The 14708-nt window shown below is 56.4% G+C and carries 14 protein-coding genes and 2 pseudogenes; 1 reads left to right on the top strand and 15 read right to left on the bottom strand.

What is annotated here, in order from left to right; translation table 11 throughout:
* Nucleotides 1–84: 84 nt before the first annotated feature.
* From ACOMDU_RS00535 to ACOMDU_RS00515, 5 genes are all read right to left on the bottom strand, one after another.
* Nucleotides 85–1236, bottom strand: coding sequence for an FtsW/RodA/SpoVE family cell cycle protein (locus ACOMDU_RS00535; RefSeq protein WP_421128558.1), 1152 nt, complete (start codon nt 1234–1236; stop codon nt 85–87).
* A 300-nt stretch (nt 1237–1536) separates the two neighbouring features.
* On the bottom strand, nt 1537–2877 hold the full coding sequence (locus tag ACOMDU_RS00530) for a Na+/H+ antiporter NhaC family protein (protein ID WP_421128557.1): 1341 nt from the start codon (nt 2875–2877) through the stop codon (nt 1537–1539).
* A 99-nt stretch (nt 2878–2976) separates the two neighbouring features.
* Nucleotides 2977–3684 carry an MgtC/SapB family protein gene (locus tag ACOMDU_RS00525; RefSeq protein ID WP_421128556.1) on the bottom strand — a complete coding sequence of 236 codons (708 nt, stop codon included), beginning with the start codon at nt 3682–3684 and terminating at the stop codon, nt 2977–2979.
* A 67-nt stretch (nt 3685–3751) separates the two neighbouring features.
* Nucleotides 3752–4513, bottom strand: a complete 762-nt coding sequence (locus tag ACOMDU_RS00520) for an ABC transporter ATP-binding protein (RefSeq protein ID WP_421128555.1) — start codon at nt 4511–4513, stop codon at nt 3752–3754.
* Between the two features lie 90 nt (nt 4514–4603).
* Nucleotides 4604–6202 (bottom strand): spermidine synthase, encoded by a 1599-nt coding sequence (locus ACOMDU_RS00515; RefSeq protein ID WP_421128554.1) that lies wholly within the window; start codon nt 6200–6202, stop codon nt 4604–4606.
* Nucleotides 6203–6461: 259 nt separating this feature from the next.
* Between ACOMDU_RS00515 and ACOMDU_RS00510 the strand changes: the two genes are divergently transcribed.
* Complete coding sequence (locus ACOMDU_RS00510; protein WP_421128553.1) at nt 6462–7241, top strand: IclR family transcriptional regulator; 780 nt, start codon at nt 6462–6464, stop codon at nt 7239–7241.
* Here ACOMDU_RS00510 and ACOMDU_RS00505 read toward each other — a convergent pair.
* From ACOMDU_RS00505 to ACOMDU_RS00460, 10 genes and pseudogenes are all read right to left on the bottom strand, one after another.
* Nucleotides 7214–7564: an MBL fold metallo-hydrolase gene (locus ACOMDU_RS00505; RefSeq protein ID WP_421128552.1), complete on the bottom strand. Its 351-nt coding sequence runs from the start codon at nt 7562–7564 to the stop codon at nt 7214–7216. The two genes, ACOMDU_RS00510 and ACOMDU_RS00505, sit on opposite strands and share 28 nt — an antisense overlap.
* A gap of 63 nt (nt 7565–7627) precedes the next feature.
* Nucleotides 7628–8161: a methylated-DNA--[protein]-cysteine S-methyltransferase gene (locus ACOMDU_RS00500; protein WP_421128551.1), complete on the bottom strand. Its 534-nt coding sequence runs from the start codon at nt 8159–8161 to the stop codon at nt 7628–7630.
* Complete coding sequence (locus ACOMDU_RS00495) at nt 8158–8811, bottom strand: DNA-3-methyladenine glycosylase family protein (protein ID WP_421128550.1); 654 nt, start codon at nt 8809–8811, stop codon at nt 8158–8160. Before ACOMDU_RS00495 ends, ACOMDU_RS00500 begins: the two co-directional genes overlap by 4 nt.
* A gap of 523 nt (nt 8812–9334) precedes the next feature.
* Entirely contained in the window at nt 9335–10354 is a 1020-nt protein-coding gene (locus ACOMDU_RS00490) for a PDDEXK nuclease domain-containing protein (protein ID WP_421128549.1), read from the bottom strand.
* A complete protein-coding gene (locus tag ACOMDU_RS00485; protein WP_421128548.1) occupies nt 10347–10820 on the bottom strand; it encodes a low molecular weight protein-tyrosine-phosphatase in 474 nt (157 codons plus the stop codon). The genes ACOMDU_RS00490 and ACOMDU_RS00485 overlap by 8 nt, the downstream gene beginning before the upstream one ends.
* An 85-nt stretch (nt 10821–10905) precedes the next feature.
* Nucleotides 10906–11223, bottom strand: a pseudogene (locus ACOMDU_RS00480) (DUF1016 N-terminal domain-containing protein); the annotation flags it as partial.
* 163 nt (nt 11224–11386) lie between these two features.
* Nucleotides 11387–12310, bottom strand: coding sequence for a DUF4300 family protein (locus tag ACOMDU_RS00475; RefSeq protein ID WP_421128547.1), 924 nt, complete (start codon nt 12308–12310; stop codon nt 11387–11389).
* 118 nt (nt 12311–12428) lie between these two features.
* Complete coding sequence (locus tag ACOMDU_RS00470) at nt 12429–12647, bottom strand: hypothetical protein (protein WP_421128546.1); 219 nt, start codon at nt 12645–12647, stop codon at nt 12429–12431.
* A 213-nt stretch (nt 12648–12860) separates the two neighbouring features.
* Nucleotides 12861–13607, bottom strand: a pseudogene (locus ACOMDU_RS00465) (metallophosphoesterase family protein).
* The gene (locus ACOMDU_RS00460; protein WP_421128934.1) at nt 13604–14665 is read right to left on the bottom strand and encodes a recombinase family protein; all 1062 of its coding nucleotides are present in this window, start codon (nt 14663–14665) and stop codon (nt 13604–13606) included. Before ACOMDU_RS00460 ends, ACOMDU_RS00465 begins: the two are co-directional and overlap by 4 nt.
* Nucleotides 14666–14708 lie beyond the last annotated feature (43 nt).

Genomic DNA, 14708 nt, shown 5'->3' with positions numbered 1-14708 from the left:
CTGATTACAACCGATTTTGCCCGCTGGTGTGTAAACAAACAAAGAACGCCCCGGCACAGCCGCGGCGTTCTTTTGTTGTCTTTCCTATCGCAGCCAGTCGGGCTTCGCCCGCCCGTGTACGCCGGACACCAGCCCCATACAGGCAAACAGCATCACCAGCGATGAGCCGCCGTAGCTGATGAAGGGCAGCGTCAGTCCGATGACCGGCATCACGAACAGGCACATACCCACATTGATGATGACCTGAAAGATAATGACACTGGCCACGCCGATGCAGGCATAGCCCTCCAGCCGGGTCTTGGCGTGCCGCGCCACATACAGGCACCGCAGTATAATGGCCGTCAGCAGCGCCAGCGTCAGCAGGCAACCCACCAGCCCCAGCTCCTCACCGATCACGGAGAAAATAAAATCCGTGTGCCGGTGCGGCAGGCTGGACGCCGCCTCGCTTTGGGTCTGCGTGCCGCGAAACAGCCCCTGCCCGAATATCCTTCCGCCGCCCAGTGTCAGCAGGCTCCGGGTCTGCTGCCAGCCGGTGTTCAGCGGGTCATAGCTGTGGTCGAACAGGACGATGAACCGGTTTTTCATGTAGGTATCCAGCAGGTCCAGGTCCCACATGGCGTAGAACAGCAGTCCCGCCGCGCCGCCGCCGATCAGGAACCACCGCAGCGCCACCCCCGCCACAAAACACATACACGCGAAGATGAACAGGAACACCAGCGCACTGCCCATGTCGGAGGATATCTTGTAGTACAGCGCAAAGATCACGCCGAAGTGTGCCGCCAGCATGACGATGGAGGAAATCGACCGCAGGTCCCGGTTCTCCTTCAGCCACGAGAGCTGTTTCGCCAGCACGATAATAAACGTCAGCTTCACGATCTCCGCCGGCTGCACCTTCACCGGCAGGAACGGGAACTCCAGCCATGCCTTGTTGCCGGTATCCCCGGCAATACCGAGGGGCGTTGCCAGCAGCAGGATGAACACCACGCCCACCAGGAATATCCACTTCCAGTACTTCGCCAGCTCGTTCAGGTCCACCTGCGACACCACGATATACAGCACCGCCCCGATGCACAGCGCCGCCGCCTGTACCAGCACCAGCTTGCTGGTGTGCATATAGCGTGTGGCGCTGGCGATCATCAGTATGCCGAACAGCGACGTGCCGATGCACAGCGCCAGCAGGACAAGATCGGCCTGTCGGAACACGTCGTTAAAAAGCTCCCGTATCCGTCGCAGCATAGCGGCACCTCCCTTCCCTCGCATTTCCCCCGCACGGCGCACATATCCGTTCCTCTGCGGCCACATACAGCGCATCAAGCCCGCAAAAAGCGAAAGAGAATGTATAACAAAGGTATCGTAAATGTATCATGAATGTACCATAAGTGTACAGCGAAAGCGCACAAAAAGCACGCGCTTTTCCGGCGTGTCAAACGCCGGTCCCACATAGTGTACCACGATTTCCCCGCCCTGTAAACCACCGGTTTTCTATCAAAAATGTTACTGTTTCCGCCCGCTGCTTTCACAACCCAGCCACCGTTTTCACAGCCCGGCCACCAACAGCGCTATCACCGAAAGGCCCCCCACCGCCAGCGCATAGGGCGTTGCCGCCCGTATGGTGGTCAGGTTGGAAACGCCCGAGCCGGCGGTGGTCATCAGCACCGTGTCCGCATAGAAGCACAGACTATATCCCAGGGTAACGCCACTCATCACCGCGGCGATCATCAGCGGCGCAGCCACCCCGGCAGCCAGTCCCATCGGGATGAACACAGGAATAGCGATGGTCATTACCGCCCAGCAGCCACCTACGGCAAATACGGTCAATCCCACCAGCACAAACGCCAGCGGCGCGATCAGGCAGCGGGGCACCGCCCCTCCGATACCGTTGATGAGAATATCAAACAACCCCAACGTACGGTTGGCGTCGCTGAGCATCAGGCCAAAGCCCACCACCACAGCAATGGTGGTCATACCCTTAACGCCGGAAAAGAATCGGGCAAAGTATTCTCCCACCGTCATACGCTTCTGTATCACATACAGCAAGAACTGCACCACCAGGCACACGATGATACCGTGGAGCAAATCATTGTCAAACAGCACCGTGCCGCCCACCAGCGCCGCCAGCGGGATAATAGCGTTCCAAGCCGAGGAGACATTGTGCTCATCCACCTCGTCAATGTCCACAAGCTTCTCGTCCTTTTCTCCCGGCTCAAAGGCTGCGCCGCCGGAGGCCACCCGGTGATACGCCTGACGAAGCATGCCCACTTTCGGAAACCAGCCCAACGCCAGCAGCAGACTTACCAGCATCATCGCCAGCGGATAAAACATGAAGGGCACCGCCTGAAGGTAATCCGTGAACCCCAGGCCGAAGTCGGAGATCAGGCCCACGCTGAATGCCGTCCAGCTGGTAAAGGGCACCGTCACGCACAGGCAGCATGCCATAATGTTGGTCTGCACCGCCAGGTGCTCCCGGGGCAGACGGTTTTTATCGGAGACACCCCGCAGGCAGATGGTGGTAGTCAGGGCATTCAGGTACTCGTCCACGAACATGATCACAGACAGCAGCCACGCCAGCAGCAGCGTTTTGCGGGGCGTGTTGGCCGCCTTCGCCAGCAGATCCCGGAAGCCCATGAGCCCGCCGGAGGCCTGAAACAGCGAGATCATTCCGCCAAAGCCCAGAATACTGCACAGTGCAAACTGATAGGAGCTGTTGCCCAGTGTAGTATACATGGCGTCGATCAGCCCAGTGAAAAAATGCTGGCGATGGACCAGCAGCACGGCCAGCAGAGTGGCCAGGACCATTGCATCCGCCATTTTTCTGGTCTTTAGGGCATATACGATCAAAAACGCCAACGGCAGGAACGCCATAACAGTATGCAGCACAGAAACATCTCCCTTCTCACACAGAGTATAGCAAACTCCAGTGAAAACCGCAACTGCGCATGAAAAAGCCGGCCTGGTGGCCGGCTTTTCATGCGTCGCTTATACAGACATTCTTTTCACACCGGGGTTCTCCCGCATAAAGGCCAGTGCTTCATCATGGGTGATCGGCGGCTCAAGCCGGACGGTGATCTCCATACGAAGGCAGCCGTCCTGACGGGTGAGGCTGCTCTCTGTCACCTGGCCGCGGTGCTCCTTCAGCAGATCGTCAAAGCGGGCCCGCAGCTCATCCGTATCCTCCAGCTCCACCAGAAGCTCCTGGGTCGTGAGGGCATCCGCCCCCACAGGGAAGCGGTGGAGAATAATCTGGATAGCAACGAGGACAGCCGCCTCGAACAGGCCCAGCCAATACATACCGGCACCCACAGCCATACCGATGGCGGCGGTACCCCACATACCGGCGGCGGTAGTCAGTCCGCGGATAGAGTTGCCGTTTTTGAATATAACGCCGGCCCCCAGAAAGGATATGCCGCTGACCACCTGGGCGGCAATGCGTGCAGGGTCTGCGCCGCGAAGACCATCCAGCGTAACACAATCCAGGAAAGCGTATTTTGAGACGATCATAAACAGTGCGGAGGTACAGGCAATGATGCAGTGGGTACGGATGCCCGCCTCCTTGCGGCGCTTACTGCGCTCCAAACCCACCAGCGCGCCCAAGGCGGCAGACAGCAGCAGGCGAATGAGAAATTCCAGATTGTCGTAAACAGTCAGGGTCGCTTCGGGCACATATTGCGTCAGTCCGGAAAGCATAACAGTCTCCTTTCAGCGGCACAGGCCGCAGGTATGGTACAGCAATTATAGTGTGCATCGCCGCTTCTTATGCGGTATAGCGGCATTGGTCGGTAACGGCCTTCTTCAGCCGCCGCAGCGTCGGATCGTCCAGATCCCGGGGATAGGGCAGATCCGTCAGATCAAATTCACAGATCGTACTGTCCGGGTGCATGACAATGATTCGCCGCCCCAGCAGCAGCGCCTCCTCCAGCTGGTGGGTGACCAGCACGATCGTGCGGGGCAGCTTCTCCTGAATGGCCAGGAGTTGGCTCTGCAGCTCTGCGCGGGTCAAAAAGTCCAGGGAGGCAAAGGGCTCATCCATCAGCAGCAGTTCCGCCTGCCCCGCCAGCACCCGGGCCAGGCCCAGACGCTGCTTCATACCGGTGGACAGCTCTGCCGGCGTCAGGTCGGCGTAGTCCTCCAAGCCCACCAGCCGTACGAATTCGCTGGCGCGCTCATAGCGCTCCTCCGGTGTTTTCCCCACGCCGCAGGCCATGGCCACGTTCCGCTGCACGCTGGTCCAGGTGATGACATAGGGATCCGGGCTGAGCATGGCACTGTGCCAGCCCTCCGGAATCCGTATCGTCCCGGTGTCAGGCGTCTCTGTCCCTGCCAGCAGCTTCAGCAGCGTGCTCTTGCCGCAGCCGCTGCGGCCCACGATCACGGTGATCTCTCCGGCGGGAATGGTCAGCGACAGGCCGCGCAGCACCTGTCGGGTACGGCTGGGCCGCGTCTCGCCGGTCAGGACGATATCCGTGCTGTAGGTGGTATAGGTTTTATCCACATGGTCAAGAACAACTGCGTCCATAGCAATTCCTCATTTCCTCGTTTCGGCCGCCGGGCAGATGGACGGCACGGCTATCATAGCCCCGGCGGCGGGGCTTGTCAAGCGCCGCCGTCAGCCCAGCATTCCCAGTATCTCCTGCAGGCTGAAATTCTCCCGGTAATAGTCCAGTTCTCCGGCGATCAGCTCATCCAGCACACGCATACCCAGCACCTCCACCGGCGCCCTGTCGTCCGTCAGAAGGCAGTCCCCACCGGTGTAGACCGTCAGATCGGCGGCCACCTCCGCCATCATGGCGGCGTAGTCTCCGTCGGTCAGCGCTGCGCGGCTGGCTGCAAAGCGCTCTGGCAGGCCGGGCGCGTTGGTGCAGAACACCTCCGTATTGGTGTTTCCGGGCACATCGGCCAGATAGGTGTACGCGAACACGCTGGCCATCGTATCACAGAGGTACTGGTTGATGGAGCCATCCTCCCGGGAGGTCATGTTCAGGTTCACCACCATGACGCCCTCCGGCTTCAGATGCTCCGCCACCGCCGCGAAGAACTCCCGGCTGGACAGCTGAAACGGAATGGTGATGTCCTGATAGGCATCCACCATAATCACATCAAACTTTTTCTCCGACGCGGTCAGGTAGGCCCGGCCATCGGCTACAGCCACCTCCACCTCCTCCGGCAGGCCAAAATAGGTGCGGGCGATATCGGCGATCTTGCCGTCGATCTCCGCGCCCTGCACGGTCATGCCCGGGAAATAGCGGACGCAGTATCCGGCGTAGGTGCCGGACCCCATGCCCAAGATCATGGCGCTGCGGCCTGTGTTATCGGTACCGTCCATACCCGCCATACAGGGGGCTGCCAGCGCGTAGTCGTAGTACATTCCGGTGAGCTTACCGTCCTTGTTCTGCACCGACTGTACACCGAAGAGCACATTGGTGGAGAGCGTGGTGGTGTGGTCATCATCCTTGACCTGGAGGTAGTTGTAGATGGACTCGTCCTCCAGGGCCAGGTCGCTCTCCCAGAATGCGAAGCTGTAGGTGGGCAGCGCAAAGCACAACCCCGCCACCAACACCACCGCAATAATACCGGCGACCGTCTTCTTCCGTTCAAAAGTGAAGTAGACAATACCGATAGCGGCCAGCACACCCGCAAAGATCAGGAATGTGGCCGCCGTACCCACCGCCGGGATGGTCAGGAACGTGGGCACAAAGGTGCCGATGATGCTGCCGATGGTGTTCAGCGCATTCAGCTGCCCCACGGTCCTGCCGGTGTCATCCAAATTGTCCACGGTGAACTTGGTCAGGGACGGTGTTACGGTGCCCAGCAGCACACAGGGGAAGGCGAAGATCACCAGGCAGGCTGCCAGCGCCGCCCAGACCAGAAAGTTCTTCGTTACGAACGTGGCCAGCAGGAAGGATATCCCGGCGATCATCCATCGGCCCGCAAAGGGTATCAACGCGATCCAGATCGCGGCGATGATGACCCGGCCATAGAGTCGGTCCGGCGACTTGCTCTTGTCAGCCATCCGTCCGCCCCAGATGTTGCCCACAGCCATGGCGATCATTATAACGCCGATAATGACCGTCCAAACGATTTGAGATGAGCTGAAGTACGGCGCCATCAGACGGCTGGCGCCTAACTCCACCGCCATGACGGACATTCCCGCGAAAAACTCTGTCAGGTATAAAAACCACTTACTATGAGTCAGCTTTTTCTCCATGGTACAAGGTCCTCCTTATAGGCTTCTGTCCACCCCGGAAACTACAAATGGTTCTCCTTGGATCGCCTTGTATTATAGCGTAGCATGACCGTTTCCGCAAGTACCTCTCTGTTTTCATGGCCTTCCCGCTGTTCTTCAACTGCGCAGAAAAAGCCTCCGTTTCCGGAGGTTTTCTCTTACTTTGTGTCAGCTTTCTCAGATCGTTCTTGACAGAGAATAACGAAGCCGGTATGCTGATAGCAACGGGAGGTGCGGCACCATGATGGACGGAAATATCATATTATCCGTGGCGAAGGCCATGGAGGTCCTGCAAATTCTGAGTCAGGCCGAAAGTCCGCTGTCGCTGAAGGAACTGGCCACCCGGTGCGGATACCCAAAGAGCACCGTATTCGGCCTGCTGACCACCATGCGGGCCTATGACGTGGCAGCGCAGACGCCGGACGGAAAATACACGCTGGGCCTGCGGCTGTTCGAATATGGGCGGCAAGTGGAGCGGTCCTGGGACATCTCACTGGTGGCCCGCCCCTATATGGAGCACCTGTGCCAGCGGACCGGGGCGTCCGTTATGCTCTCGGTGTGTGAGGGCGGCAGCGTGATCACGCTGGATCAGGTGGAGACCCGGGACAATCTGCGCGTCGTGTCGGATATAGGTTCCCGGCTGCCAATCTACTGTACGTCGCAGGGCAAGGTCTTTCTGGCACATATGTCCCGCACCAGTGCCGAGGCGCTGCTGCGCGCGCAGCATATGACCCAGTTCACCCCGCACACCATCACCGATCTGACCGCGCTGATGCAGGAGATCGATCTGTGCCGTACCGACGGCTACGCCATTGAAAACGGCGAATACAAGATCGGCCTGCGCTCCATTTCCGCACCGGTCTATACCGTGGAGGGCAAAGCACGATACACCGTTGGCGTGATCGGTATGTTCCGCAGCACCCGTTCCGATGAATTCCTTGCGGCGGTGGAGCAGGTCTGCGCCACCGCGTCCATGATCTCCACTGCGCTGGGCTATCGAAAAACGGAGGAGCTTTTGTGAGCCATACCTCCGCCGTTATCGGCGCACTGGAGAACGCACTGCACATGATCGCTGCCGAGGGTCACGGCTGAGCCGCGTATGCCTTTGCAGCGTTTCCGGCAACGGCGAAAACGGCTTGTTTTCCAGTCAGTATCCTGATGGGTAATGAGAATGTGCCGAATGGACTGCGGTGCAATACCCGGCCATGCCATCTTCTCCGCCAGCCGTTCGTAGTTATAGCCGGCGTCGATCATGATGGCAGTCCCGCCGCCTGTCTTCAAGACGCTGTCTGCTCTTTTCTCACCTTTTTTTGCCAAATACCGCCGCAGAAAAAACAAAAACACACGTCCGGCCCAGTCAGGCCGGACGTGCGTATATTCTCAGGCCTCACAGGAAGCGAGACCCGATCAAAGCGCGGTCCCCTTCTTCGGTACGAACAAGCCATGCATATCGGCACGCTCCAGCTCCAGCAATGCTTTTTTCCTTTGGATGCCACCGCCATAGCCGGTAAGGCTGCCGTTTGTACCCACCACGCGGTGGCACGGGATCATGAGAGAGATCGGGTTATGCCCCACCGCGCCGCCTACCGCCTGCGCGGACATTTTGGCCAGCCCCTGCTGGCGAGCCGCTTCAGCGGCGATCTCTCCGTAGGTCATGGTCTTTCCATACGGTATCGTCAGCATGATGTCACAGATACGCTTACGGAACGGTGTGGTATCATAGCGCAGCGGCGGCAGAAACCCCGGTTCCTTACCGGAAAAATAGATATCCAGCCAGTGACCGGCCTCTGCAAACAGCGGGTGTTCCCTTTGTGCAGTCACTTCTGGCAGAACGCTACCAAAATACCTCTGCCCGTTGAACCACAGACCAACGAGCGCCTCATCGTCGCAGGCCAGCGTGATCGTACCCAGCGGCGACATATACTCGGATGTCCAGATCATCTCTTTCCCTCCATTCTTTTTTTCGGCTTATGATCTTTCAACTCCGGTATCGCTCCACCGGCCACCGCCCACAGATACAGGCTCGCCACGCTGCCATACGGGCTAAACCGACGGCGGTACATCTCAAACCGCTTACGGTCAATGCTGCGGTGGTGATAGAGCATCCGCAGTCCGCGCTGAATAGCCAGATCGTCGTAACTAAACACATCGGGCCGCTGCATACAGAACAGCAGGATCATCTCCGCCGTCCAGATGCCAACACCCTTCAGACTGCTCAGTTCGCGGATCGCCTCCCCGTCCGTTTTCTGCCATATGCCGTCCAGATCAAACGCACCGTCCCGGGCCTTTTGCGCCAGATCTGTGATGTATTCCGCCTTACGGAAGGTCATACCCAGGGCTTGCAGTTCAGGGACTCCCGCCGCAAGGATGCTCTCCGCGTTCACCTCACCCAGCGCATCCCGCATCCGCTGCCAGATGGTCGCCTGCGCCTTAGTCGATATCTGCTGGCCGATGATATGATGGACAATGGCAGAGAACAAGTCCGTATCCACGGCACGGTCGATATATCCAATACGGTCAATGACTTCACCAAGCCGCCTGTCTTTCTGCCGCAGATAAGAAAGCTCTGTTTCCCCGTATTCGAAATACACCACTGTCACCGTCCTTTCATCTTCACATACAGGCAGGCACCGCCGCTAAACACCGTGAGACTATGATCGGATACAGTTCCCATAGTGCGGGCTGCGCTCTGACACAGAGTATACCATCCGCCCCCGCTGTTTGCAACCACCGGTCCAGTTATCGTCAAACCCACCTCAAACGATACGTTGGTTTCACGTTTTCCTGTCGGCTGCCTATCGACAACATACGCTTCGGTCAGCCGGAGACACCGATGTACTTGAGGCCATTCTTATCTCACCGTACCGTACCGTTTCGTTCCACTCGCTCTTCACGATCTGCATTTTCATTCTGTCGTCGCCGACCTTGGTGGGAAAGCGGAAAACCTGCTGACAGATGAGTCCTTCAGATCATGTCAGGTGGCTTCAATTCGGATATTTTCGCCTTGGAAGCCTTGCACTGCAACGGCTTGCAAATTTCCAACAAAAAATACTCGCAATTTTTTTGAAGTACTACTGACACAATTCGAACCCCCGTCCGAATTTAACACAAGTATTACTCGTCCAGCTTTTGGAACTCATCCAGCCGCAATTCTCGCTTCAGTTCTTCTTCTGTCGGCAGATAGGTGAAATATTTGGATGCGAAAATCTGGTGATTATCCTCTGGCAAAGTGTACTTCACAACAGCATCACTTTTATCGGCGCAGAGGACAATGCCAATCGGCGGTGTGTCCCCTTCGTTCATCAACTCACGAGTGTAGTAGTTGACATACATCTGCATCTGACCGAGATCCTGATGCGTAAGCTGACCCATCTTCAGATCGATTAGCACAAAGCACTTGAGGATATAATTGTAAAACACAAGGTCAATGAAAAAGTTCTGACCATCCAGCGTAAACTTCTTCTGTCGGGCTACGAAGGAGAAGCCTCGTCCCAGCTCCAGCAGGAAGTGTTGCAGGTGATCAATCAATGCCTGCTCCAATTCTCCCTCATACACATGCGTATCCGGTTGGATTTGCAGGAACTCCATTACATAGGGGTCTTTGATGATTTTTTCATATTCCGGTTTTGGCTCCGTTGTTTGTATCTCAGCAGCAACAAGTGATTTATCCTGGCTTGCCAAGATGCGCTGATAGTACATCGTGTGGATCTGCCGTTCAAGCTGCCGGACGCTCCATGCGGACTTCGCGCATTCTTCCGCATAGAAGGCTCTCTCTTTCTCATTGGGAACCCGCATCAGTAGTCGGTAGTGCGACCAGCTCAATTCAGGACACAGTGTGTCTCGAATTGGATATGCGCAGTAGAACTGACGCATTTTTCGCAAATTTGACTCGTCAAATCCTTTCCCAAATTCCGCTGTCAGATGTGCGGACAGGTACTGCAGCAGCTTTTTGCCATATCCTGCGCGGTCATTTTCTCCGCAAGCTTTGCAAATCTGCTCGCCGATTTCCCAATAGGCCGTCACCATTGCGGAGTTTACTGCCACACTCAAACTGCGCTGTGCAGACACAATGGAATGGCGGATTGAATGATAGGTCTGCTCTGTTGTATAGTTCGTTTGAAGTTCGTTATCCATTCTGTTCACCTCGCTCCTGCAATAATTCTCTCAGCAAGCCCTGACACCCCGCCAGCACATCTTGCCAAGTCGATTCGAAGTCTTCGGTGTACCACGGGTCGGCAACATCGTGGGGATGGTCGGTGTAGTCCATCAGGAGGTGCAGCTTGCCAGAGAAATCGCCGCCGCAGATACGGTGCATATCCCGGAGGTTGGCTCTGTCCATGCCGATCAGCAGGTCGTACTTCTCGTAATCGGCATTGGTGAGCTGCCGTGCTACGTGACCGTCGCAGGAGATCCCATGCTCCGCCAGCTTGCGCCGCGCCGGAGGATAGACCGGGTTGCCGATCTCCTCCCGGCTGGTGGCTGCCGATTCGATATGGAACTGTGACGTCAGCCCAGCTTTTTTGACCAAGTCCTTCATCACGAATTCCGCCATTGGGCTGCGGCAGATATTTCCATGACACACAAAGAGTATCTTTTTCATTGCATTTGCTCTCCCGCGTTGCTTCTTTTTCACCAGTATAGCAGGAAAACGCCTGTTCGTCGAGAGAAGAATGCTGCCACGCCTGAGATTCTATGGCGGCCAGCAGTTTTGCTTTCTTCCAGCCGAAGTGCAGCACGGCTCGGATGTACCACGTCCGTTCCTCGTTGCTGCCGCACCTCTCTAAAATCGCCACATTCCGCGTCCAGCCGAGGTACATCGCCAGCCGCATGATTTCAGGGGATTCCTCGTAGGCTGCGTAAAACGCGCGCATCCGGCGCACATTGCGGGGAGAAAAGCCCTCGGTCGCAGGATAGGCCGCTTGCAGGTATTCCGACGCCGCGACAGCCGCGCCTTTTTCGCTCCTGCCGCTGACCAGCCGGCCAATTTCGCAGTACAATTCCATCTGTGAAGGCTGTGCTGTCATAAGCTTGTCCAATTCAGAAAACATGGTGCTGTAGTCTGTGGGTTTACGGATATTCATGGGCTTTCTCCTTTCCGGCGCGGTGCGCCTTTTCTGTAAAATAGAAGCAGCGGAATGACAATGCCATCCCGCTGCTGTTTCAATTTTAAGGATTTGTTGCCTCCAGAGGGTTCGGTCGGTATCCGTCCATCAGCGTATCGTTCTCCATGATGAAGGGGCGCGTCGTATCCTGGCCCCAGGAAGTATCGTATTTCTCCATCAGGTAGTCGCTCAATTCCGTGCGGTTTTGGAGCTTCACTAAACGGTATGGTTCCTGGAACGCCACCTTTTCGATGAAGTACAGTGAACCGTCCTCCGCAGGCAGCAGCACGCCGACATGACCAACGAACAGCGTGTTGTCCTCGTCCGAGAATTTATCGTGGAAGATGACCGAGATCATGCTTGTTTTGCTGTCTGTAAATGTGATACCACGGGCTGCCCAGCCCTCCTGAAGCGCTTTGACCTGTGCTTCGACCTCCGTGCTGTCCACGGCATTCACCGGTGCGAACAGCGCACAGAATTTGGCGGTGCTGTCCCCGCAGAGCGCGTCAGGATCGGCGGAAATGGTTTCCAGATCAGTAAAGAGGGAATCCTCGCCCTGTACCTCCGGCTGGTCGGCTCCTGCTGTGATGAATTCGCTGAACAGGCCAAATGCTGTAATGCGGCAGTTATAACCGGGAAAGCTGCCGTTTGCCGCCGTCCATTCATCCTGCATCTCATAGGGATCATACTTGGTGTCGGTCGGCGCGGCGCTCTCGAAGCCATCGGTCAGCCACTCGCTCTTGACACTGGCGTTAAACTGTTCCACCCGATCCATCAGAGCGGTGATGCGGAATTCTTCGATTCCCGCATCCGAGAGAAGCTGTGAAAGCTGTTTGCGGGAATCATCATCGGTCAGGTTGGAGTATTCCACCGTCTCCAGCGCGGGCTGCTCTGTGGTCGGTTTTTCCTGCTTGCCACAGCCGGTAGCCGCGGCAAAGAGCATAAGGGTGCATAGCGCAAGCGCCGCGGCTTGAATTTGTTTTTTCATAGAGTCACCTTTCTGCAAATCTTGTAGATATTCGTCTTACTGCCTAAGCCAAGCATTTAGTATGATAGCACGTCGGCAGAGAAAGTCTACAGGAACTTGAAGGAAAGCGGTTTTGCTCTTACACCGCAATGACGCTCGTTACCGGCAGCCTCTTCAACCGAATGCCATGATCACGCTCGAGTTCTTCTAAAAATTCATCGATTTTAGGGTCGCCTACTATATGGCCTTTATACCTCGCCCTCATGCACTTGCGAACGGTTTCCTTTTCTTCCTCTGACAATATATCATAGAAAAAGAAGATGTCTCCTTGAATGCTGAGTTCCATTAACGTATCCATATCTTTATTCGCTCCTGTTCTTTTGTTGCTTCCAGTATATCAGGCCACGGATCTACAGTCTATCAAAAGGAAGCATCGAAAGCATTCTTCTACTTTTCCAACAGATCCGCTCAACTTGCAAGCCGTTACTCGGTTTTTCTACTCTGCTGCAAAGCCGCAAAGGAAAAAGCGGCGCTGTACCGCTCTTTCCTTTACTGCCTTTTCCACCAGATCTTAGCAGATCTGCACGATCTGCTCCCACAGCAGGATGTGCTTTTCATCAACGGCTTTGTTGTCATGATAGTGGCCGAACAGCCAGTAGTGGTATTCTGCTCTTTCCCGTACATCTTGCAGGAAGTCCGTGAGCCGATCTGCCTCGTTGTGACGGGTCTCCATGAGGGCAATGCTGGTGGGGGCGCAGTGTGTGATGATGTAGTCCACCTGCCAGCCGACCGCATCAAGGCTTCGCCGCGCCTCGGCGTATTCCTCATCGGTTGGCAGCTCCTGCGCCCACTAGGAAATGTGGTTGATGCGGTATCTCGCTCTTGGTTTGCGCTGGAGCATCGTGAGCCTTCGCTCAAAATCCGGGGCATCCGGCTCCAAAATCCCATCCTCGATGTCGTGGCTTTTTGCGCCGCCCATGGTGAAGAAGCGGTATCCTTCCAGCTCGAAGATCTGACCGCGCATCAGGTGCAGCACATGAGGACGAATGCGGTGTACCTTGCCGCCGTGCCACTCCGCTACGGGATATCGTTCCAGCGCGTCATAGTTTTCATGGTTGCCGCAGACGAAGGCAAGCGTGAAGGGCAGGCGTTCCAGCCAATCCAGCGTTTCATCGTCGCGGCTGTCACCAAACCACACGCCGCCGAAGTCGCCGGTGATGATGACCGTGTCATCCTTCGTCATGTTCGCTTGCTCCGGGAAACAATCCGATTGGAAACGCCGGAAGTTTCCGTGGCAATCGCCAGTCACATAAATCATGCGAATTTCCTCCTTTTTGGCTGTTCTACAGCCTGTTCAATTTCCAGTCCGTCCCGCAGCGTCACACGGATGCGCTCTCGGGACAGGACGGTGACCTTTTCCAGTAGCTGATAGACCACACCATCATCCCACTCTGTGATTCCCACAGTCGCCGCGGTCATTGCCGAGGCTGCCGCATGGATACGACGGCTGATCTGTTCCTGTTCCTGCCGGATACTGAGGATTGCCGCCTTGCGGCGCTTCAGTTCCTCCATCGTGGTGGAGATGGTACGAAAGCGCTCGGCGTATTCGTCCGCGTCACCATTTGCCGCTTCTGCCAGAAGCGTATCGAATTGTTTGCCCAACTCTGTGACCGCTCGGTCGATATCTCCAAGGCTCATGCTCTCACCGGGAACCGGAGCCAATTCCTGCTCCATTGCGTCTACAAGCTGATCTGCCAGCACCTTGCACCCTGACATGGATGCATTGATGGCTGCCAGCACCGCCTGCTGAAGCGGCGATTCGTCCAGCGTCGGAGATTCTTTGCAGTATTTCTTGCCATAGTCCAAGCGGCTACTGCAGCGCCACACGGCTCGTTTCTCACCGTGCTGTGTCCACACCACTCTGCGGTACGCCGTACCGCACTCGCCACAGAACAGCAGCCCACTGAGCGCGTACTTGCCGCTGTAGCGGCTCATACCTGTGGGAGCGCTTTTTTTCGTGCCGCCGGTCTGGGCCCGACGCCGCGCCAGTTCTATCTGAACCGCATCGAACTGTTCCCGAGAGATGATGGCCTCGTGGTGGTTCTGAATCAGATACATGGGAAGCTGTCCAGTATTACGGATGACCTGCTTGCTGATGCAGTCTCGAATGAAGGTCTTTTGGAGCAGGACATCACCGCAGTATTTTTCATCAGAGAGGATCGTCCGCAGATTGGAGGTTGTCCATTCCGTCGTTCCTGCCGAATTCTTGAATCCGCCTGTTTCCAAGGTTTCCTTGATATTGCGCAGCGTCTGACCGGATAGGTACAGCTCGTAAATCTTTCGGACAGTCTCTGCCTGCTCTGCGTTGACCACCATCTCTCCGTCAGGTCCTTTTTCGTACCCCAGCAGGGTCTTATAC

The sequence above is a fragment of the Vescimonas sanitatis genome, from assembly GCF_049060325.1.
Lineage (GTDB): Bacteria > Bacillota > Clostridia > Oscillospirales > Oscillospiraceae > Vescimonas > Vescimonas sanitatis.
The sequence above is the reverse complement of the archived record's forward strand: the minus strand, read 5'-3'. Positions and strand labels throughout refer to the sequence as shown.

Excerpts from the sequence above, each read along its gene's own strand:
- ACOMDU_RS00535 (WP_421128558.1), bottom strand. The coding sequence starts at position 1,236 with ATGCTGCGACGGATACGGGAGCTTTTTAACGACGTGTTCCGACAGGCC.
- ACOMDU_RS00515 (WP_421128554.1), bottom strand. The coding sequence starts at position 6,202 with ATGGAGAAAAAGCTGACTCATAGTAAGTGGTTTTTATACCTGACAGAG.
- ACOMDU_RS00500 (WP_421128551.1), bottom strand. The coding sequence starts at position 8,161 with ATGATCTGGACATCCGAGTATATGTCGCCGCTGGGTACGATCACGCTG.
- ACOMDU_RS00510 (WP_421128553.1), top strand. The coding sequence starts at position 6,462 with ATGATGGACGGAAATATCATATTATCCGTGGCGAAGGCCATGGAGGTC.
- ACOMDU_RS00520 (WP_421128555.1), bottom strand. The coding sequence starts at position 4,513 with ATGGACGCAGTTGTTCTTGACCATGTGGATAAAACCTATACCACCTAC.
- ACOMDU_RS00485 (WP_421128548.1), bottom strand. The coding sequence starts at position 10,820 with ATGAAAAAGATACTCTTTGTGTGTCATGGAAATATCTGCCGCAGCCCA.
- ACOMDU_RS00525 (WP_421128556.1), bottom strand. The coding sequence starts at position 3,684 with ATGCTTTCCGGACTGACGCAATATGTGCCCGAAGCGACCCTGACTGTT.
- ACOMDU_RS00470 (WP_421128546.1), bottom strand. The coding sequence starts at position 12,647 with ATGGATACGTTAATGGAACTCAGCATTCAAGGAGACATCTTCTTTTTC.
- ACOMDU_RS00475 (WP_421128547.1), bottom strand. The coding sequence starts at position 12,310 with ATGAAAAAACAAATTCAAGCCGCGGCGCTTGCGCTATGCACCCTTATG.
- ACOMDU_RS00460 (WP_421128934.1), bottom strand. The coding sequence starts at position 14,665 with ATGGTGGTCAACGCAGAGCAGGCAGAGACTGTCCGAAAGATTTACGAG.
- ACOMDU_RS00490 (WP_421128549.1), bottom strand. The coding sequence starts at position 10,354 with ATGGATAACGAACTTCAAACGAACTATACAACAGAGCAGACCTATCAT.